General features: G+C 61.3%; 20 protein-coding genes and 4 pseudogenes. 12 read left to right on the forward strand and 12 right to left on the reverse strand.

The features are described from left to right. Window positions 1-32 precede the first annotated feature (32 nt). Together ACN8ZM_RS38445 and istA are read right to left on the reverse strand one after the other, a co-directional pair. Window positions 33-980 (reverse strand): DNA-binding protein, encoded by a 948-nt coding sequence (locus tag ACN8ZM_RS38445; RefSeq protein WP_011875871.1) that lies wholly within the window; start codon window positions 978-980, stop codon window positions 33-35. Window positions 981-1,288: 308 nt separating this feature from the next. Next, a pseudogene (gene istA / locus ACN8ZM_RS38450) lies at window positions 1,289-2,239 on the reverse strand (IS21 family transposase); the annotation flags it as partial. 115 nt (window positions 2,240-2,354) lie between these two features. Here istA and ACN8ZM_RS38455 point away from each other — a divergent pair. Beyond that, a pseudogene (locus tag ACN8ZM_RS38455) lies at window positions 2,355-2,810 on the forward strand (recombinase family protein); the annotation flags it as partial. 38 nt (window positions 2,811-2,848) lie between these two features. Here the strand turns inward: ACN8ZM_RS38455 and ACN8ZM_RS38460 are convergent. From ACN8ZM_RS38460 to merT, 7 genes are read right to left on the reverse strand one after another with little or no spacing between them, the layout of a single operon-like run. Next, the gene (locus tag ACN8ZM_RS38460; protein WP_010981356.1) at window positions 2,849-3,169 is read right to left on the reverse strand and encodes a DUF3330 domain-containing protein; all 321 of its coding nucleotides are present in this window, start codon (window positions 3,167-3,169) and stop codon (window positions 2,849-2,851) included. A gap of 15 nt (window positions 3,170-3,184) precedes the next feature. Continuing rightward, on the reverse strand, window positions 3,185-3,421 hold the full coding sequence (gene merE / locus ACN8ZM_RS38465; RefSeq protein ID WP_005413392.1) for a broad-spectrum mercury transporter MerE: 237 nt from the start codon (window positions 3,419-3,421) through the stop codon (window positions 3,185-3,187). Beyond that, window positions 3,418-3,783: a mercury resistance co-regulator MerD gene (gene merD, locus ACN8ZM_RS38470; RefSeq protein ID WP_005798827.1), complete on the reverse strand. Its 366-nt coding sequence runs from the start codon at window positions 3,781-3,783 to the stop codon at window positions 3,418-3,420. Before merD ends, merE begins: the two co-directional genes overlap by 4 nt. A gap of 17 nt (window positions 3,784-3,800) precedes the next feature. Then, window positions 3,801-5,486 (reverse strand): mercury(II) reductase, encoded by a 1,686-nt coding sequence (gene merA / locus ACN8ZM_RS38475; RefSeq protein ID WP_005798829.1) that lies wholly within the window; start codon window positions 5,484-5,486, stop codon window positions 3,801-3,803. A 38-nt stretch (window positions 5,487-5,524) separates the two neighbouring features. Then, entirely contained in the window at window positions 5,525-5,950 is a 426-nt protein-coding gene (merC, locus tag ACN8ZM_RS38480) for an organomercurial transporter MerC (RefSeq protein WP_000522996.1), read from the reverse strand. Window positions 5,951-5,977: 27 nt separating this feature from the next. After that, the gene (merP, locus tag ACN8ZM_RS38485; protein WP_004178136.1) at window positions 5,978-6,253 is read right to left on the reverse strand and encodes a mercury resistance system periplasmic binding protein MerP; all 276 of its coding nucleotides are present in this window, start codon (window positions 6,251-6,253) and stop codon (window positions 5,978-5,980) included. Window positions 6,254-6,266: 13 nt separating this feature from the next. Beyond that, window positions 6,267-6,617 (reverse strand): mercuric ion transporter MerT, encoded by a 351-nt coding sequence (gene merT / locus ACN8ZM_RS38490; protein WP_005798838.1) that lies wholly within the window; start codon window positions 6,615-6,617, stop codon window positions 6,267-6,269. Window positions 6,618-6,688: 71 nt separating this feature from the next. Here merT and merR point away from each other — a divergent pair, with 71 nt between their 5' ends. From merR to ACN8ZM_RS38525, 7 genes are all read left to right on the forward strand, one after another. Next, window positions 6,689-7,123: an Hg(II)-responsive transcriptional regulator gene (gene merR / locus ACN8ZM_RS38495; RefSeq protein ID WP_005798840.1), complete on the forward strand. Its 435-nt coding sequence runs from the start codon at window positions 6,689-6,691 to the stop codon at window positions 7,121-7,123. A gap of 222 nt (window positions 7,124-7,345) precedes the next feature. After that, window positions 7,346-7,636 (forward strand): nucleotidyltransferase family protein, encoded by a 291-nt coding sequence (locus ACN8ZM_RS38500; protein ID WP_001247892.1) that lies wholly within the window; start codon window positions 7,346-7,348, stop codon window positions 7,634-7,636. After that, window positions 7,633-8,019, forward strand: coding sequence for a DUF86 domain-containing protein (locus ACN8ZM_RS38505; protein WP_003100872.1), 387 nt, complete (start codon window positions 7,633-7,635; stop codon window positions 8,017-8,019). Before ACN8ZM_RS38500 ends, ACN8ZM_RS38505 begins: the two co-directional genes overlap by 4 nt. 15 nt (window positions 8,020-8,034) lie before the next feature. Continuing rightward, the gene (locus ACN8ZM_RS38510) at window positions 8,035-8,208 is read left to right on the forward strand and encodes a hypothetical protein (protein ID WP_003154411.1); all 174 of its coding nucleotides are present in this window, start codon (window positions 8,035-8,037) and stop codon (window positions 8,206-8,208) included. A 47-nt stretch (window positions 8,209-8,255) separates the two neighbouring features. Beyond that, window positions 8,256-8,612, forward strand: a complete 357-nt coding sequence (locus ACN8ZM_RS38515; protein WP_003465043.1) for a cupin domain-containing protein — start codon at window positions 8,256-8,258, stop codon at window positions 8,610-8,612. A gap of 254 nt (window positions 8,613-8,866) precedes the next feature. Further along, window positions 8,867-9,193 carry a hypothetical protein gene (locus ACN8ZM_RS38520; RefSeq protein WP_003100858.1) on the forward strand — a complete coding sequence of 109 codons (327 nt, stop codon included), beginning with the start codon at window positions 8,867-8,869 and terminating at the stop codon, window positions 9,191-9,193. After that, window positions 9,190-9,681 (forward strand): transposase, encoded by a 492-nt coding sequence (locus ACN8ZM_RS38525; RefSeq protein ID WP_420213345.1) that lies wholly within the window; start codon window positions 9,190-9,192, stop codon window positions 9,679-9,681. Before ACN8ZM_RS38520 ends, ACN8ZM_RS38525 begins: the two co-directional genes overlap by 4 nt. Before the next feature lie 30 nt (window positions 9,682-9,711). On the opposite strand, the gene ACN8ZM_RS38530 is transcribed toward ACN8ZM_RS38525, so the two are convergent. Then, window positions 9,712-10,886 (reverse strand): IS3 family transposase gene (locus ACN8ZM_RS38530; RefSeq protein WP_137962692.1). Its coding sequence is split into 2 segments (ribosomal slippage): window positions 9,712-10,613 and window positions 10,613-10,886, totalling 1,176 coding nucleotides; the frame shifts between segments, so codons are not numbered across the junction. Window positions 10,887-10,958: 72 nt separating this feature from the next. On the opposite strand from ACN8ZM_RS38530, the gene ACN8ZM_RS38535 reads away from it, so the two are divergent. The 4 genes and pseudogenes from ACN8ZM_RS38535 to ACN8ZM_RS38550 all read left to right on the forward strand — a co-directional run. Next, window positions 10,959-11,330 (forward strand): hypothetical protein, encoded by a 372-nt coding sequence (locus ACN8ZM_RS38535; protein ID WP_003100853.1) that lies wholly within the window; start codon window positions 10,959-10,961, stop codon window positions 11,328-11,330. After that, window positions 11,324-11,881: a recombinase family protein gene (locus ACN8ZM_RS38540; RefSeq protein ID WP_003100847.1), complete on the forward strand. Its 558-nt coding sequence runs from the start codon at window positions 11,324-11,326 to the stop codon at window positions 11,879-11,881. The genes ACN8ZM_RS38535 and ACN8ZM_RS38540 overlap by 7 nt, the downstream gene beginning before the upstream one ends. A 31-nt stretch (window positions 11,882-11,912) precedes the next feature. Continuing rightward, window positions 11,913-12,074, forward strand: a pseudogene (locus ACN8ZM_RS38545) (type VI secretion system baseplate subunit TssG); the annotation flags it as partial. A 2-nt stretch (window positions 12,075-12,076) separates the two neighbouring features. Continuing rightward, a pseudogene (locus ACN8ZM_RS38550) lies at window positions 12,077-12,547 on the forward strand (ImpA family type VI secretion system protein); the annotation flags it as partial. 143 nt (window positions 12,548-12,690) lie between these two features. On the opposite strand, the gene ACN8ZM_RS38555 reads toward ACN8ZM_RS38550, so the two are convergent. Beyond that, complete coding sequence (locus tag ACN8ZM_RS38555; RefSeq protein WP_003049965.1) at window positions 12,691-15,606, reverse strand: Tn3-like element IS1071 family transposase; 2,916 nt, start codon at window positions 15,604-15,606, stop codon at window positions 12,691-12,693. Between the two features lie 835 nt (window positions 15,607-16,441). Further along, on the reverse strand, window positions 16,442-17,437 hold the full coding sequence (locus ACN8ZM_RS38560; protein ID WP_175026486.1) for a hypothetical protein: 996 nt from the start codon (window positions 17,435-17,437) through the stop codon (window positions 16,442-16,444). Between the last annotated feature and the right edge of the window lie 18 nt (window positions 17,438-17,455).

Consider the following 17,455-nt stretch of genomic DNA (forward strand, 5'->3'; position numbering starts at 1 on the left):
GAGGTCAGCGATCGGGCAAGCGGCGGGCCGGGTCATTTTCCCTTGCGCTTCGTCGATGCGCTACCCGTGGCGCGTTTTGCCGTTGCAAGGCCTGCGCGGGCGGTCTGCGCTGGTTTCGGCGCGATGTCGCGCAGCAGGTCGCCGAGCTGGGCGTGTTGCTGCGCATTGACCGCTTTCAGCGCCAGTGCCTCGCCGACCGCTTGTTGGCGCGCCTCGCGTTCACGCACGACCTCGCTGTCGAGCCGATCGCGTTCGCCTTCCAGCGCAGCGATCCGGCGCTCGGCGAATTTCAGTTGCGTCACCGCATGCGTGTGCTCTTTTTTCAGCGCCTCGCGCTGATGCGCGGTTTCCTGCAGCAATTGCTTCGACAGCGCTTCATACCGGTGCTGGGCGGCCTCGAGCGCGGTCGTGTGTGCGTGGTCCCGGGAAGCCTGCTCGGTTGTCAGCGCGTCGAGGGCGACCTGACGCTCGTCGGCTTGCGCTTCAAGGGAGGCGCAGCGGTCCCGCTGCACTCCGTGTTGGGCGCGCAGATCGGCCAGCTCGGCGTCGCGCGTGACGAGCGTCGTGCGGAGGGTCTGGACTTCCTGCCGGAGCAATTCGACGCGCAGCTCGGCATCGGTACGGGCCGCTTCGGCTGCGACGACGTTGGCGTCGGCCGCCTGTTTAAGCCGGACGACGTCATCGAGCTGCACCGCGACGGCGGTCTGCCAAAGTGCGCGCATGAGATCGGCAATGTCGGGCGGCAGATCCGGAATGGCGACTTCAGTCAGTCCTGCTCGGACGACCTCCGCCTCGATCGCATTCAGCGCGCGGGCGAGCGTCGCGGGGTCGCCCGCGCCGAGGCGCGCGCGAAGCTTGCGGACCGACACGATCTGGCGAAAGCGGGTCCCGCTGGCCGGCGCGGCGTCGCCGGCCTCGGCGAGCATCGCGAGCACGGCGGTGCGGATCTGATCGGCGGTGACGGCGGCTGGGCGGGACATGACGGACTAATCGAGTCAAATTGGCTCAATTATTCCACATATATCTAACGTTAGATAACCCCTTTTAGGACGATATAAAGATAGTGATCCAAGATAATTTTCATTATCGCTGCTATGCAGACCCGACCGCGCCGGCGAATGCATGTCTACGCCCGCCGGGGCTCGGCGAAGAGGTGTTGAGGAGGAGCAGAAAGACCAGTCAGGAAGCGGCTGATTTTATTGATTATTATTTTGGGGGCGGAGCGCTAACCCTTGTCGCAGCTAGGTGGACCTACACCGGTAAACTGCATGAAAATCAAGGGGACCCCGGGCTTCTCGACGTAGCCATCGAACGGCGCCGGCATGGGCATCAGATGCGCCCGCTCGTGTTCGAGCATCTCGGCCACGCTGAACTGCTCGTGCTCGGGGTGGCGCACCTCGTCCCACAACGCCCGGCACCGCTGGCCCAGCCAGGCGTTGAGTTCGCTGAAGCTGCCGAAGCGCTGCTTGGCCGCGTCGATCCAGATGCGCCGGCGGCTGTCCTGCACGTTCTTCTCGACGACGCCCTTCTCCCAGCCGCTGGCGACGTTGCAGAAGTCCGGGTCGTACAGGTAGTGCGCACACATGGTCGCGAAGCGCTCATTGACGATCCGGCCCTTACCCTTCTTGACCTTGTCCACCGCGGTCTTCATGTTGTCGTAGATGCCGCGCCGGGCCACGCCGCCCAGGGCTGCAAAGCTGCGGGTATGGGCATCGAACAACATCTCATGGCCTTGGCTCGGATAGGCCACCAGCCAGAAGGCCCGCGAAGCGCATAGCTTCATGTGCGAGACCTGCATGCGGTAGTAGATCCCGCCCACCACCAGCCCTTCCTCGCTCCAGTCGAACTGGAAGGCTTCGCCGAGCTCGAAGGCCAGCGGCACGAAGGCGTTGGCGCTCGCAGATTGACCTTCGCCCTGGCGCCACGCCCGGATGAAGTCGGTCACCCGCGTGTAGCCACCGTCGTAGCCAGCGCCCCTGATCTCGGCGTACAGCGCCTTGGCCGTGCGACGCTCGCGCTTGGGCCGCCGGGCGTCGGCCTTCAACGCCTGCCTGAGCGCCTCGTGGAACGCAGTGAGCTTGTTCGGCTGCTCCCCGCGCCGGTACTTCGGCGGGCCATCCACCTCGCCGTGCAGCCACTTCGCAACCGTGTTGCGCGACAGCCCCGTCATGCGCGAGATCTCGCGCTCCGATTTGTTCTTCCGGGCATGCAAACGCCGGATCCTGCCAATCATGTCCATGGTGATCACTCCTCGTCCTCTGCTGCACAAAAAAACAGCAGAGTAGGTTGAACACCTGGCTCAATTTTGGGTCGGCACAACCCTCATAAGTGGCTCAGTTTTCGGTCGGCGCCAACAGGCACTACGGCCAGGCGACACGTTGGTCGTTTGGAAACTGGATCGGCTCGGGCGCGACCTGCGCCATCTGATCAATACCGTCCATGACCTGACCGGACGCGGCATCGGCCTCAAGGTGCTGACCGGGCACGGCGCGGCCATTGACACCACGACCGCCGCCGGCAAGCTGGTCTTCGGTATCTTCGCCGCGCTGGCCGAGTTCGAGCGCGAGTTGATCGCCGAGCGCACCGTGGCGGGCCTGGCCTCAGCACGGGCACGCGGCCGGAAAGGCGGCCGGCCGTTCAAGATGACCGCCGCCAAGCTGCGGCTGGCGATGGCGGCAATGGGGCAGTCAGAGACCAAGGTCGGCGACCTGTGCCAGGAACTTGGCATCACGCGGCAGACCCTGTATCGGCATATTTCACCCAAGGGCGAGCTACGTCCAGATGGCGAGAAGCTACTCAGCCGAATTTGATGCCGACATGAGGCGACGTAGCGAAAGCGTGGTTTGTCTCAATTTGACGGCGGCGAACCGCAAGCGTTCGGTTCGCCGCTCGTTTCGGTCGCAGTGCTGGCCCGCGCCTGGAAACGTTGATAACACTCCAGCCCGCAGAAGTGCTCGACGTACTCCGCGCCTTCCGGTGTGAAGGCGGCATCGAGCGGAATTTCCTTGCAGCACACGCAGCAACTGGTGGCGGTCGGATCATTTGCATTCATGGTGGCACCCCTCCATTGACTGACGAAGACGGCGAATGCCGCCGCCGGCATCGGCTTTGCGAACAGAAAGCCTTGCCCGCGCTCGAACGCTTGGGCCCTCCGCCGTAGTCCATCCATCCGGCCGGGAAGCGCTCATGATCTTTCCCTGAATGCCCGCAACGCCCGCGCCAGTGACAGAAGAAACAGGCCGGTCAAACCGAGCGCCGTGATGACCCAATACTCGACAAGGAATGCACCGGCGGTTGTGCCGGCCAGCACGGCAGCGAGGATGGACAGGTGGCAGGGGCAAGTCAGCACGGCCAGCGTGCCCCACAGGTAGCCGGTGAACGGTTTGTGCGTCTCGGCCGGCATGCGCTCGGGGCTGTTCATGGCAAACTCTCCGCATGCTGTGCCGGCGCGGTCGGCATGGCGGCCAACTGCACTTCCAGATTGGCCAACGCTTCGCGCCGGCGTTCGACGAACTGACGCAGCACAGCAAGCTGCGCGGCAGTTTCATCGCAGTTCGCCGCATCCAGCGCCCGGCACAGCCGCGCCAATGCGCCGAGGCCGATGCCCGCCTCGAAGGCGGCCCGCACGAAGCACAGTCGCTGCAAGGCGGCGTCATCGAACAGGCCGTAGCCACCCGTGGTGCAGGCGACTGGCCGCAGCAATCCACGCAGCAGGTAATCGCGCACGATATGCACACTCACCCCGGCATCAAAGGCCAACCGGGACACCGTGTAGGCGTTCATCGAACACCTCCTTTTCCTCATCCGGCACAACACGAAAGCTGCTTCACGTCCTTGCTGAAGGTCTGCGCCGCGAGCTTCAACCCCTCGACCATCGTCAGGTAGGGGAACAACTGGTCGGCCAGTTCCTGCACCGTCATGCGGTTGCGAATGGCGAGAACAGCCGTCTGGATCAATTCGCCGGCTTCCGGGGCGACGACCTGCACGCCGATGAGCCGTCCGCTACCTTCCTCGATGACCAGCTTGATAAAGCCGCGTGTGTCGAAGTTGGCAAGCGCACGCGGCACGTTGTCGAGCGTGAGCGTGCGACTGTCGGTTTCGATCCCGTCGTGATGCGCTTCCGCTTCGCTGTAGCCCACGGTTGCTACTTGCGGATCGGTGAACACCACGGCCGGCATCGCGGTTAGATTGATGGCAGCATCCCCTCCGGTCATGTTGATCGCGGCACGGGTGCCGGCCGCTGCCGCCACATAGACGAATTGTGGCTGGTCCGTGCAGTCGCCGGCCGCGTAAATGTGTGGCGTGCTGGTGCGCATGCCCTTGTCGATGACGATGGCACCCTGCGCATTGACGGTGACTCCCGCCGCGTCGAGTGCCAGGCTGCGCGTGTTCGGTGTCCGTCCGGTAGCGACCAGCAGCTTGTCGGCACGTACTTCACCGTGTCCCGTGGTCAGCACGAATTCGCCGTTCACATGCGCGACCTGGCTGGCTTGCGTGTGTTCCAGTACCTTGATCCCTTCGGCACGGAAGGCCGCTGTGACGGCCTCGCCGATGGACGGGTCGTCGCGGAAGAACAGCGTGTTGCGAGCTAGGATCGTGACCTGGCTGCCCAGCCGGGCGAAGGCTTGCGCCAGTTCCAGCGCGACCACCGACGAGCCGATCACGGCTAGGCGTTCGGGAAGGGTGTCGCTGACCAGGGCCTCGGTCGAAGTCCAGTAGGGTGACTCTTTCAGGCCCGGAATCGGCGGCACGGCCGGGCTGGCACCCGTGGCGACTAAGCAGCGGTCGAAAGCTACCACGCGCTCGCCACCATCGTTTAAACGGACGACCAGGCTCTGCTCATCCTTGAAACGCGCCTCACCATGTACAACGGTGATGGCCGGGTTGCCGTCCAGAATGCCTTCGTACTTGGCATGGCGCAGTTCTTCGACGCGCGCCTGCTGCTGGGCCAGTAGTTTGCTGCGGTCAATCGCAGGCACAGTCGCCGCGATACCGCCGTCGAACGGACTTTCCCGACGTAAATGGGCGATGTGGGCGGCGCGAATCATGATCTTGGACGGCACGCAGCCGACGTTGACGCAGGTGCCGCCGATGGTGCCGCGCTCGATCAGCGAGACGTGCGCGCCTTGCTCGACGGCCTTCAGTGCTGCCGCCATTGCCGCGCCACCGCTACCAATGACGACGACCTGCAACGGGCGTTCGTTGCCACTGGGCTTATCAGCGGCCCCTATCCAGCCGCGCATCTTGTCGAGCAGGCCGGCGCGGTTGTCCGTCGGTGGCGCATCGGCAAGCGTTGCCTCGTAGCCCAGTCCGGCCACGGCGGTAGTCAGCGCATCCGATGACGTGCCCGCCTCAATGGCGAGTTGCGCTGTGCCCTTCGGATAGGACACCAGCGCCGATTGCACGCCGGGCACTTTCTCCAAGGCTTCCTTGACGTGAGCCGCGCACGAGTCGCAGGTCATCCCGGTGATTTTCAGGGTGGTCATGTATTTTTCCTTTTCTGTGGTGGCTACGGCTGTTGCCGTCAGCCACGTTGTTCTGGCAATTCACAGCTGTCCGGCCCGCAGCGGCGATGTGCTGGCGAGATGAAATCCCAGACCGACACCCCAACCATCAAGGCCAGGCCGACATAGAGCAGTCCACCGCTCTGCCAGCCGTAAGCCCGCATTAAAAACACCGCTGCCAGCACCAAGATCGGGCCTATCGTGCCGAGCGCCGTGCGTCGCCACTGTCGATGATTGAGCCAAGCGATAGCATTGGCGAGTAACGCGATGCCGGCGAACATCGGCAGCAGGATGCCAATGAATAGCCCCTCGTACTGGCTCAAGAAGCCCAGTCCGATGGCCGCGCCAAAGCTGGCGATGGCAGGAAAACAGGCGGCGCAGCCCATCGCGGAAACGACGCTGCCGAGCGCGCCGGTTTTGCCAGCGATGCGCGTGATGAGTCCCATGTGTCGCTCCCGAGTTCGGTTAACGGATCAGCGTTTGAGGCTGGACGGATAGCCCGCGTCCTCGGTCGCCTTGGTCAACTTCTGGACGTTGGTCTTGGCATCGTCGAAGGTGACGACGGCCTGGCGCTTGTCGAAACTTACGTCGGTCTTGCTCACGCCCTCAACCTTGGAAAGCGCGTGCTTGACAGTGATCGGGCAAGAGGCGCAGGTCATGCCAGGCACGGACAGCGTGACGGTCTGAGTGGCGGCGAACACGGGGGCAACGAAAGCGGCGAGAGCGAGGGAGGCAAACAGCTTTTTCATGATGAACTCCTGATTAGTAGAAAAATGGCATGACGTAGGGAAAACCAAGCGCGACCAAGACCAACACGGCGACGAACCAGAAAATGAGCTTGTAGGTGGTGCGCACTTGCGGAATCGCGCACACCTCGCCCGGCTTGCAGGCTGCGGTCGGTCGGACGATGCGCCGCCAGGCAAAGAACAGTGCAACCAGCGCCGCGCCGATGAAGATCGGCCGATACGGCTCCAATACCGTCAGGTTGCCGATCCAAGCGCCGCTGAACCCCAAGGTGACCAGAACCAGCGGCCCCAGGCAGCAGGCCGAGGCGAGGATGGCAGCCAGCCCGCCGGCGAAGAGCGCCCCGCGCCCGTTTTGTGGTTCAGACATGCGCGTGTCCTTTCGAATTTAAATTGGATAGCGTAACCTTACTTCCGTAGTCATGTACGGAGTCAAGCAATATGGAAAACAATTTGGAAAATCTGACCATCGGCGTTTTCGCCAAGGCGGCCGGGGTCAACGTAGAGACCATCCGGTTCTATCAGCGCAAGGGCTTGTTGCCGGAGCCGGACAAGCCTTACGGCAGCATCCGCCGCTATGGCGAGGCGGATGTAACGCGGGTGCGGTTCGTGAAATCAGCCCAGCGGCTGGGCTTCAGTCTGGATGAAATAGCCGAACTGCTGCGGCTGGAGGATGGCACCCATTGCGAGGAAGCCAGTAGTCTGGCCGAGCACAAGCTCAAGGACGTGCGCGAAAAAATGACTGACTTGGCGCGTATGGAGTCGGTGCTTTCCGAACTTGTGTGTGCCTGCCACCTGCGGCAGGGGAATGTTTCTTGCCCGCTGATTGCTTCACTGCAAGGGAAGAAAGAACCGCGCAGTACCGACGCGGTGTAGCCAAGGGAACTACGCCTAAGCGTGCTTTATTTTCCGTTTTCTGAGGTGACGTCAACCGTCAGAAAAAACCGTGCGGCCGACTTTTGATAATTCGTGCTATCGCCTTCTGAAAATGACAGGCGCGGCACGGGAATCAAGGCATTGCGATTCTCGAAAATAGTTCTTGAAATTCTATTCTTGATTGCATATCATCTCAACGAGTTTCGATAAGAAAGGATGCGCATGCGACCGTCTGTTGTGCTTGACATGAAGCGAAGCGCAGTGCGTGAAGCGGTAGGCCGCTTTCGCGCCGCGAACCCGCGCGTCTTCGGCTCGGTGCTGCATGGCACCGACCGGGATGGCAGCGACCTCGACCTGTTGGTCGATGCGCTGCCCGGTGCCACGTTGTTGGACTTGGGCGATTTGGAAGAAGAACTGAAATCGCTGCTCGGCGTTGACGTCGATCTGCTGACTCCCGGCGACCTGCCGCCGAAGTTCCGGGCCAAGGTGCTCGCGGAGGCGCAACCGATATGAGCGAGAACCGCCTGCCCGATTACCTCGACCACATTCAGCAGGCCGCAACCGATGCGCGCAGCTTCGTGGAAGGGATGGCCAAGGACGACTTCTTGGCCGACAAGCGCACCCAGCAGGCCGTCATCATGAGCCTGATCGTCATCGGCGAGGCGGCCACAAAGGTGATGGATGGCTACGTCGAGTTCACCCAGGCGCATGCCGACGTGCCGTGGCGCAGCATGCGCAATATGCGTAATCGCATGGCTCACGGCTATTTCGACATCAACCTCGATGTGGTGTGGGAGACGGTACAGGAATGGCTGCCGGCGTTGCTCCAGCAATTGCCCGCCGTGCGTCAGGATGCCGACGATGAAGACCGTAACGACAAAGGCATGGAGCCATGACCAATCAAGCCGCCGATGTTCGGCCCCTCTGGCGTGTTCGATCCCGCGACCTATGAGCCGCGCTCGGGCAAGACCTTCTGGATGGCCGCAACGGACGTGAGTTCGCTGGTGGGCAAGGAGGCAGCAGCCGACACGCTCATCGGCAACTGCACGACCGCACGACCAGCCTCCCGTTCAAATTCGAGTTAGAACTCATATCCAGCCTGTCTGGGGGCACTGTGAAAGAGGGATCTCCGATGACTGTTGAATCGAGAATATTTTCTGTAGCCGAGTATGTTCAGCCGTCCGAAGGCGAGCCTATTCGTTCCGTTGTGCTTGAAACCCGAGACTCAATTATCGTGGTTTGGCATGTCCATCCCGGGCAGGAAATTGCGGCTCACATTCATCCTCACGGCCAAGACACGTGGACTGTTTTGTCGGGAATGGCTGATTACTTTCAGGGCAATGGGATTGTTCGTGCCCTCAGGGAAGGTGAGATAGCCGTGGCAAGACCGGGCCAAGTGCACGGGGCGCGAAATACAGGTACCGAGCCATTTGTGTTCGTCTCGGTTGTGGCATCAGCCAATGCCGGTTTCGTATTGGCTGAGCGATAGAGCCCAATCTCTGGAGTTGGTCCAATGAGCGGTCGGGGAGATAGGTAACAGACATGCAGCGGACACGGCTGCTAAACCAGGTCGCAAACCTCCTTGCGTCGCAGCGTGCCGCAAGCGACGCGATCAATCGAATGGGGTCGGCATGAGACTGAACACCATCCAGTTCCCGACCGCGTAGCCGCCTGTCCTGCCGATCAGGTCTTGACCATCGACGCCTGGGATCAGTCCTGAATGTTCTTGGAGACCACTACGTTATGAGCCGCAGCCGCCGCAAAACACCCATCGTCGGGCACACGACCTGCGGCAGCGAGCGCGAGGACAAGAAGCTCTGGCATCAGCGCTGGCGCACCCGTGAGCGCACGGCGCTGACCAGCGCGTCGCCCGAAGCCCTGAGCGCCCATCTGCCCCTGCTGGAAAACCAGGCCAGCAGCGTCTGGTCGATGGGCAAGGATGGCCGCTCCTACTGGCCCGTCAAGCGCCAGGCCGCCACGGCGGATCGCATCGCCAATCACAAGGGACGCAACCCGCAAGAACGCGCCTCCCTGAAAAAGCGCCTGCTGCGCAAGTGGATGAGCAAATGAAGCTCTCCTTCCATCAGCACATTGCGCTGTTCTGGATGATCGGTGCTCCGGGCGTCTTCGCGCCCGTGATCGAGAACGCCAAGCGGCCCGATGCCGGCGCCGTCATGGCGTGGGGTGTCGCGATCGTGGCGGTGATGATCCTCTTCACCCCTTTGCTGCTGCGCTGTCCACCATTCCGGCGCTGGTATGGCCGGACGGATGCGCTGTCGGAGCGGCAGCGCCAGGCGCTTGCCGAGCGCGGCCTGCGCCGCTACTACCAGACCGCTTTCGATGACGGCTACGTGCCCCGCGTGATGCCCTACGTGTGGCGCATCATCTGGACGGTCGGCGGGTTGATGGCTGTGACCGCCGTACTGCCTACCAACACCGGACGGCCAGCCTTCGATGCCTTGGTGGTCTTCTCGACCTGGTATCCGATAGGCGTGATGCTGCTGGTTTTCGCGTCGAGGCCCCTTGGCCGGTTGATTCGCCAAAGAGCACAGGAGTGAGGTCGGTCGGAATCCGTGGACGCCAACGGGTTAAGCAGCCATTTTACTCAAATGGAATCGCTGCGTGAAAGCGGCCGGCGACAGATAGTCCAGACGCTCCTGTGTGCGCTGCCGGTTATAAAAGATCTCGATGTATTCCGTGATTTCTTTGCTGGCCTGATCGCGGGTCGCGAACTTGCGATGATAGACGAGTTCATTCTTCAGTGAGCCCCAGAATGATTCGATGGGTGCGTTGTCGAAGCAATTTCCACGTCTGCTCATTGATGCCTGCATGCCGAACTGTTTGAGCAGATTCTGATAGGCGTGGGCGCAATACTGACTACCGCGATCCGTGTGTTGTATCAGGCCCGTCGGTGGCCGGTGCGACGCGACAGCCCGAAACAGCGCCTGCATGACCAGCTGTTTTGTCATGCGCTCGCTCATGGCATAGCCGACGATCTCTCCGCTAAACAGATCCTTGAGGCCGGCCAGATACAGCCATCCCTCATCGGTCGCGATGTAGGTAATGTCACCGCACCAGGCCTGATTTGGTGCGCTCACACTGAAGTCCTGATCCAGGATGTTCGGTGCGACTGGCAGATTGTGCGTCGAGTTGGTCGTCGCCTTGAACTTGCGCTTTTGCTTGCAGCGAAGGCCGAGCTTTGCCCGCAAACGCTTGATGCGGTGAACACCAATCTGGACACCGTGGTTCGCTAGATCCTTCTGTAGCCGTTCCGGGCCGAAGGTTTGTCGACTACGCTCGTGAGCTGCACGCACCTGCGCTTCGAGCCCAGGCTCTTGTTGATCGTGCAACGACAGCGGCCGTTTGCGCCAGGCGTAGTAGCCACTGGTGGACACGCCCAGGAACCGGCACATCGGCGGCACGGGGTAATGCTGTCGCATCTGCTCAATTACGCCGTACTTCACCGCGACTCCTTCGCGAAGTACGTTGCAAACTTTTTTAACAGATCGCGCTCCATCTTCACTTCTGCCAACTCTCGCTTGAGCCGGCCCAGCTCCGCCTCGATCTCTGTCAGTGGTTTCTGGGTTTGCCCCACGGTCTCCAGCTTGCCGTCCTTTGCGGCGCGAACCCAGTTCGCCAACGTCTTCATCGATATTGACACTCGACGTGCAGCTTCAGACACGCCGACGCCGTCAGTCATTGCTAGCTTTACTGCTTCTTCACGAAATTCCTTCGTGTACACAGCCTTGGGGATTCGCTTCATCAGTGCCTCCATTCCTCAATTCTACGGAATGTTGGCGTCCACTTTTTTCGGCCGACCTCAGGAGCGGCGGAAATGAGCACGTCAACCATCGAGGCGCTGGCCAGCGCCTGGGCAAGGATTGCCGAGGAAGCGGAATTCCCCGCTGACTACGAGGGGACTGCCACACCACAAGCGCATCGGGCTAGCGAAGCTATTCAGGAGCAGATTCGGGAGCGCATCGTCGCCACCAACGACATGCGGCTGTTCAGCCTGCTGCACCTGCTGGGTCAGGCGTCGCTGCGCATGGAGCAAGCGCTGTGGCCGGAGGATTACGAGCGGATGACGCGCGAGGTTGAGGAAGCCCTGCGGCAAGCCACCGACGCCAACGCCAGATCGTACACCCACGAAGAAGTGATGCAGGCGATGCAGGAACGCATCGACCGGGCGCGAGACAAGCCATGTTGATTGGCTATGCGCGCGTCTCGACGCAGGATCAGAACCTGGAGCTGCAACGCGAAGCCTTGAGCAAGGCCGGATGTAAAAAGGTCTTCGAGGACAAGGTGAGTGGCACGCGGGCAGACCGGCCTGGCTTGGCCAAGACGCTCGAAATGCTGCGCGAAGGCGATACTTTGGTCGTCTGGAAGCTCGACCGGCTGGGCCGGTCGGTCAAGCAACTGGTCGATCTGGTCGGCGATCTGCACAAGCACGGTGTCCAGTTCAGGAGCCTCACCGACTCCATCGACACCGGCACACCATCCGGGCGGTTCTTCTTCCACGTCATGGCGAGCCTTGCCGAAATGGAGCGCGAGCTGACCGTCGAGCGCACCCGCGCCGGGCTGGAAGTCGCCAAGCAGCTCGGCCGCAAAGGCGGCCGCAAGCCGAAGATGACCGACAGCAAGATCGAGTCGGCCAAGAAGCTGCTGGCCAGCGGGGTGCCGCCCAAGGACGTGGCCAAGAACCTCGGCGTGTCCATTCCGACGCTGTACCGCTGGGTGCCAGCCTCCACGCACGCTTAGCGTGCTTTATTTTCCGTTTTCTGAGACGACCCCTGAGAGTGCGCCACCGGCAGTGATGGGTGGCCGGCAGCGCATGGGCTGGTCCGGATGGCTGGGACGTCCGGACCCGCATAAACCCATTACCGGCATGCGTTTCGAGCCCGAGCGTTACGTGCGCCATTTCGATCGCCGTGCCACTGACTCCAAAAATTGAACATGAGCAAGAAACAATCCGCCACGCACGGCAAACCCGGCCACGCGCCCGTCACGGGCGCGTCGCACTTCGACTGGCTCACGCCCGTGAGCGACGGCGCGCCTTGCGGCCCGGATCTCGAATACGACCACGATTTCGTGGTCCTCTTCGCGGGCGCTGCACCCAGGCAGGACGTGCAATACGGCGCGTTCGTCGGTGGGCCCGATCCGCTCAACTGGAGCGAGATCGAACGCGACTGCCGGCGCCTGATGCTGCGCACGAAGGACATGCGTGTGGCAGCGCTCTACACGCGTTGCCGCACCCGCTTGGGCGGTGCGGTCGGACTCGCGGAAGGTACGGGACTGCTCGCGACATGGCTGCAGACGTTTCCGGACAACATCCATCCACAGGCAGGCGTTGACAATGATCGCGAGGCCGCGCTGGACATGCGGATGAATGCGTTGCAGGGGCTTGCGGACCCCGATGGGCTGCTAGGGGTCTCCTCGTTTTCAGTGCAATAAGTGACGGTACGAAAAGCTAGCACTGGCGCGGAGGTGGTGTTGGTAGATCGTTGATTTCATTGACTTTCCTGTTCACTTTCAAATCTGCGATTCGTGGCGTCAAACCGTGGTCGGTTTCATCCATTGGTGCCAGTTATCGATGCATTTGGCCGCGAAGGCAGGATTTGGTCAGCATAGCGGTCAACCGGGAAGCGAAACACACCCCGCAAGTTGATGCTCTCCAGCCTGGTGGGCGCAATCTTCCCGATCAGTTCCGGTGGAATGACCTGGCGGCGGTTCGACCAGCGATCCAGGACCGCCTGCATCTGTGAGGTATTCCACGCCATCACGATGTTGGCCATCAGGCTCAACGCATCGGCCACAGCCTGCATTTCATCGACACGTTTGGCCTGCGCCGGGCTGATCCGGCCGGTATAAATGGCGCGCTTGAGGGCGTTAACAGCCTCGCCCCGATTGAGCACCCGGCGCAACTCGTTCCTGAAAGCGTCCTTGACAAAGTAGTCAGCCAAAAACGCCGTACGCAGCAACCGCCCCAATTGCACGCCAGCCTCATAGATTGGATCGCCCTGGGCGGCAGAACCGAACCGCGCAAGAGCTGCCACCGCACTGGCATGTCCGCTCATGACCGAGGCTGCCAGGTGCACCAGACTATCCCAATGCTTTTCGATCAAAGCGACGTCGACATTGGCTTCGCACACCGCAGCGATTTCTGCGGGCACTTTGGTGCCGCGTGGCACAAAGAGGTGGCGCTGTTTGAGTTCCTTCAACCGCGGGCAAAGATCAAAACCAAGCAAACGGGCATGTGACATGGCAAAGTCGGTGTAGCCATGGGTATCCACAGCAAGCTGGCTGGTCTCCAGCTTTTCTTGGCGGATGACACCTTCAATGGCCACGCCCGCCTGGCGCTCATTGAGCACAAAGGGCTGCGCATGGAAGATGCCCCACCGGTCTTTTACATGGGAGTAGATTCCAATGGAAGGTGTGTTGCGCCGAGGATCAAGCCGGGCTTGCCACACCCGTTTGGTGGTCTCCATGCTCATCATGTCAGAAGATGCCAAATCGGACCGCCCCCAGGTGGCGGCAATCGGGTGTCGCTGCATGAATTCCAGCACAGCCTGGCAGGCCTGGCTCAGACGCCGTTCGTCCCGCGCCCAGCGCATGGCCTGGCGAATGCTGGTGGCAGACAATTGCGGAATCATGCGCGCGCATTCGACCGCAGTCAGACTGGTGCCGTGGGCCATGATGCCGGCATAGACCATCAGCAGCTCGTCGGTAGAGCGCGGCTCACGTCCGAGCATGATCCAGCTAAAGCGCACCTGGGCGTCAACGGCCAGAATCACTTCCGGCAATTGAACCTCACCGATGCGGTGATCCAAAGCCGCGCGCAGCTTGGTCACTTCTGGGTCTTCGTCCTCTGCGGGCAATGGCGACAAATGGAGTTCATCATCCACGCGCAGTACGCCACTGCGGGCTGCAGCGGCCACCGCATCGACACCGGCAGTTACTCTGGCCAGCAAAGGCTTCAAGAAAGTGGCAGCCTTGCTGGGTAACGATAGACGGGCATAGTGTTTCTTGGACTCTGCCTGCCAACGCTCGTCCGTGAAGAACAAGCGCGCACGACCCCGAAAGCTCAGGCTGTGCTCAATCCAGACCGAGCCATTGCGCACCGCGCGGCGCAGGGCAAACAGGGTGGCCACCTCCAACGCCTGAAACGCCCGTTCCCGGTCTGGGCTGGAGATCGAAACCTGCCAGATCATTCCCAGACTTGGTGCCACCACTTCAACTGGCAGCTTTCTGGATCCTTTGAGATATAAAGCTTGCAGCTTGGCAAGGTACTCGATGGCAGGATGCTCGCCGGTGGCCTGCCAGGGCAGCTTTGCAATGGCGACGAGCAACGACCGCACGGGGCGAATTCCATCAATCAATCCCTCGCGGACCAGGGAGGCCCTGCTCGGTGGTTTGCGTTTCTGGGTTTCGGTGATCAAGGCTTCAAGACGGGCACGCAACTCAGCATCTGGCACCGCACCTTGCGCGCTCAAGGCAACAAGTTCGCCGAGCAGCGTTTTGTACATTGCGGCCCAATTGACGGTAGCGGGGACATCGGCGGCAGCCTGACGCCACAGATCGGCGATCCGGCGCTGCACCATAAGGATCAACTGGTCTGTGGTGGTGAACAGGCAATACCGAAGAAAGCATGCGACCTCCACGGTGCGCGCTGGCTCTTTGATCTTGGCTCCGGCTGAGGGCGGCCTGGAGACAAGTCGGCGCGCGTAGCGGCGCAAGATGAGATCGGGGATGTCTGCCAGGTGCTTATGAACGTCCAGCGTGTAAAGCAGGTCGATGCGCTCCAGTACCTCGCTGATTTGGCGGGTTGAGTGTTTCGCCGGTGCAGCCCATAGCCAACTCTGCTGGGTTTGTCCATCTGGGCGCAGCTCTGAAACTGAGGCTCGCCAGCGATCAAGTGTTGCTGGATCAACGCTGGCGGCGATGGCGGTGCCTGTTTCAACTTCAAGCTGGGCAAGTGCCGCCGCAATCAGTGTCCGAATTGCCCGCTCGTGCACGATCACCAGCTTGTTCTTGTACAGCCATTGACGCGCCCGCACGAGTAGCTGATCGCGGTCGGCGCAGCGCGCCACTTCGTCGCGCAGTTCACGTACCAGTGAGCGGCGCTGGTGCTCGCTCATCCACTGGAATCCAAGGACCGTGCAGGCTACTTGTTGGTGATCGAATAGCGTGCGCCCGCGTTCATACATGGCTCTCAGCGAGGCGACTTCTGGTGCTGCAATGCCAAGCTCGTTGCCAAGGTGGCGCCACAAGGCTACTGGAATTACCCGAAAGGCACCGAGCAAACGCCCACTCATGCGCAGGAAACCAATATGGAGCGCCAGACCAAGCTTGTGGGAATCACCTCGGCGTGCATTGATTGCGTCGCGCTCGGCACCATCGAAGGTGAAAAATGCCTTCATCTCGAAGTCGCTGATATCGCGGGGGAGCCCACGCATCCCCAAAAACGTTGTGTGCCAACCCTGCATCGTGAACCTCAAAAGTGGGAGGCCACCATACCCGTTTACAAAGCGAACAGGAAAGTCAATGAAATCAACGGTCTACCCAGACCACCCCCGCGCCAGTGCTAGCTTTGCGTACCGTCACTTATTGCACTGAAAACGAGGAGACCCCCTTCCCCGGCATCCAGCGTGCAGCCGCAAAGCCGGCAGCGCATTTGAGCTTGAGCGTTCGTCGCCATGATGATTCCCCAAAATGATCTTGCCGATTCGGGAGGAGCCACGGTCCACGCGCCAAAGCGCGTTCATGCAGGGGGGTGGACTACGCAACAAATCACTTCGTGGCAAGAAGTTAAGAGGTAATCTACACCGGCTCGCCGCGAAAACAAGTCTGAGAAAACAACGATTTGCGGGGGGAATGTCGCCAGAATCCCCATCTCGGTTTGGCGAACCGGTATGAAGCGGGGACTAAAGGGACGGTGGAATGTTGGCGGAATGATCCGTGTCCAATTCTTTCTCGACGCTGATCCTTCCTAGGCCATTCATCTCGATGTGAACGCGGCAACCGCATTGCGCGCAGGAACCATCTCCCTTGCAGCCCGTTCCGGCACGGCGGCCGCGACGGTGAAGCTGCGACGCTCCGATCCAGATCCGCGCACCGCACCCTTCGCCGGGGCATGACACAACGATCGCGGATGACTCCCCTTCGGGGAAACCTGTTGCGGGTGGATCCGATGCGAGATGATTGTCCACGGGATTCCCTTCGGGTATCGAGTAGGGGTTGTTACTGGCTCATGGAACCAGCGTACTGGACCAGCACCCCGATACATGGCTCGTCGCTCAGTTGCGAGCGAGGTTCCTTTCGTCAGGATGGGATCCGATATGCCAGCGGACGGACGTCGACGCGATCGAGGTACTCGCCGATCTGCTCGTGGCCGAGTTCGCCACGCGCGAGGATTTCATCGGCCAACTCGACCAACAAATCCCGGTTGCCGGCGAAGAATTCGCGCAGATCGTTCCGCTGACGTTCCTGCAGGGCGTTGATCGTGTCCCGGTTGATCTGCCGTTGCCAGAAGGTAACCGGGCAACGGTAGAAGGCTCCCGCGCTTCCGGCGATGGCAAACCGTGTCGCCAGATCGATCCATTCGGCGTAGTCGTCAGTGCCCCCATTGCCGCGGGAGCCCAACACTGCAAATTCCGCCTCGAGGCCGGCCAGATCGATCAGCATCGCGACATAGGCATAAGTTGCCGGTACCTGCATTGGAGTCAGCAGGACCTCACCACCTCTTGAACTCTCTTCGTCGATAACAGGACGGACCACGACACGCATGTCGCTGGGCCGTTCGGGGAGTAGCCTGTAAAGCAGCGTATGGCCGGCCTCATGGATTGCGACGCGCCGCATTTCCTGGGGGGATTGAGTGTAGGGCCGCACGGCCACTTTCTTGGCGACCGGGGCAGATCGACGCTTGGTCACCAAGGATTCCACCACAGCAACAACAGCAACGGCAGCTAGAGCCGGTATTGCAGCTCGCGGGGAGCCACTCAAGGCGGAAAGTAGCGCGGAGATATCCGGAGCGCCGAGGCTCAAGAAGAGAACGACGACCGCGAGCGCAAGAGCCCGGAGCAGAGCCCTGCGGCCGTCAGGTTGGATCAACTGCGTCAGCCCGATCCACAAGAGGCCCACCAACACGATGTCGGCACACAGGTCGAGCGTAAGGGTTCCCTGAATTGGGGGACGCGGAAGCAAGAGGAGAACTACCGCCGCTACGGCAAGCCATGACGCCCCATCGCACGCTATCCTCAGGGCACGTTCATGCCATTTGGGTGCCAGCAGCGCGATCTGGTTGCCTAGCTTGCTCATAGAGACGTTCCAGAGAAA

It is taken from the genome of Burkholderia aenigmatica, assembly GCF_048627025.1.
Classification (GTDB): domain Bacteria; phylum Pseudomonadota; class Gammaproteobacteria; order Burkholderiales; family Burkholderiaceae; genus Burkholderia; species Burkholderia aenigmatica.

Bases quoted from the DNA above. Each gene is read 5' to 3' on its own strand.
- ACN8ZM_RS38510 (WP_003154411.1), top strand. From the start codon at position 8,035: ATGTTCGGCCCCTCTGGCGTGTTCGATCCCGCGACCTATGAGCCGCGC.
- ACN8ZM_RS38460 (WP_010981356.1), bottom strand. From the start codon at position 3,169: ATGGATGGACTACGGCGGAGGGCCCAAGCGTTCGAGCGCGGGCAAGGC.
- ACN8ZM_RS38540 (WP_003100847.1), top strand. From the start codon at position 11,324: ATGTTGATTGGCTATGCGCGCGTCTCGACGCAGGATCAGAACCTGGAG.
- merT (WP_005798838.1), bottom strand. From the start codon at position 6,617: ATGTCTGAACCACAAAACGGGCGCGGGGCGCTCTTCGCCGGCGGGCTG.
- merP (WP_004178136.1), bottom strand. From the start codon at position 6,253: ATGAAAAAGCTGTTTGCCTCCCTCGCTCTCGCCGCTTTCGTTGCCCCC.
- ACN8ZM_RS38560 (WP_175026486.1), bottom strand. From the start codon at position 17,437: ATGAGCAAGCTAGGCAACCAGATCGCGCTGCTGGCACCCAAATGGCAT.
- merC (WP_000522996.1), bottom strand. From the start codon at position 5,950: ATGGGACTCATCACGCGCATCGCTGGCAAAACCGGCGCGCTCGGCAGC.
- ACN8ZM_RS38445 (WP_011875871.1), bottom strand. From the start codon at position 980: ATGTCCCGCCCAGCCGCCGTCACCGCCGATCAGATCCGCACCGCCGTG.
- ACN8ZM_RS38525 (WP_420213345.1), top strand. From the start codon at position 9,190: ATGAAGCTCTCCTTCCATCAGCACATTGCGCTGTTCTGGATGATCGGT.
- merE (WP_005413392.1), bottom strand. From the start codon at position 3,421: ATGAACAGCCCCGAGCGCATGCCGGCCGAGACGCACAAACCGTTCACC.
- ACN8ZM_RS38520 (WP_003100858.1), top strand. From the start codon at position 8,867: ATGAGCCGCAGCCGCCGCAAAACACCCATCGTCGGGCACACGACCTGC.
- ACN8ZM_RS38505 (WP_003100872.1), top strand. From the start codon at position 7,633: ATGAGCGAGAACCGCCTGCCCGATTACCTCGACCACATTCAGCAGGCC.
- ACN8ZM_RS38500 (WP_001247892.1), top strand. From the start codon at position 7,346: ATGCGACCGTCTGTTGTGCTTGACATGAAGCGAAGCGCAGTGCGTGAA.
- ACN8ZM_RS38535 (WP_003100853.1), top strand. From the start codon at position 10,959: ATGAGCACGTCAACCATCGAGGCGCTGGCCAGCGCCTGGGCAAGGATT.
- merR (WP_005798840.1), top strand. From the start codon at position 6,689: ATGGAAAACAATTTGGAAAATCTGACCATCGGCGTTTTCGCCAAGGCG.
- ACN8ZM_RS38515 (WP_003465043.1), top strand. From the start codon at position 8,256: ATGACTGTTGAATCGAGAATATTTTCTGTAGCCGAGTATGTTCAGCCG.
- merD (WP_005798827.1), bottom strand. From the start codon at position 3,783: ATGAACGCCTACACGGTGTCCCGGTTGGCCTTTGATGCCGGGGTGAGT.
- ACN8ZM_RS38555 (WP_003049965.1), bottom strand. From the start codon at position 15,606: ATGCAGGGTTGGCACACAACGTTTTTGGGGATGCGTGGGCTCCCCCGC.
- merA (WP_005798829.1), bottom strand. From the start codon at position 5,486: ATGACCACCCTGAAAATCACCGGGATGACCTGCGACTCGTGCGCGGCT.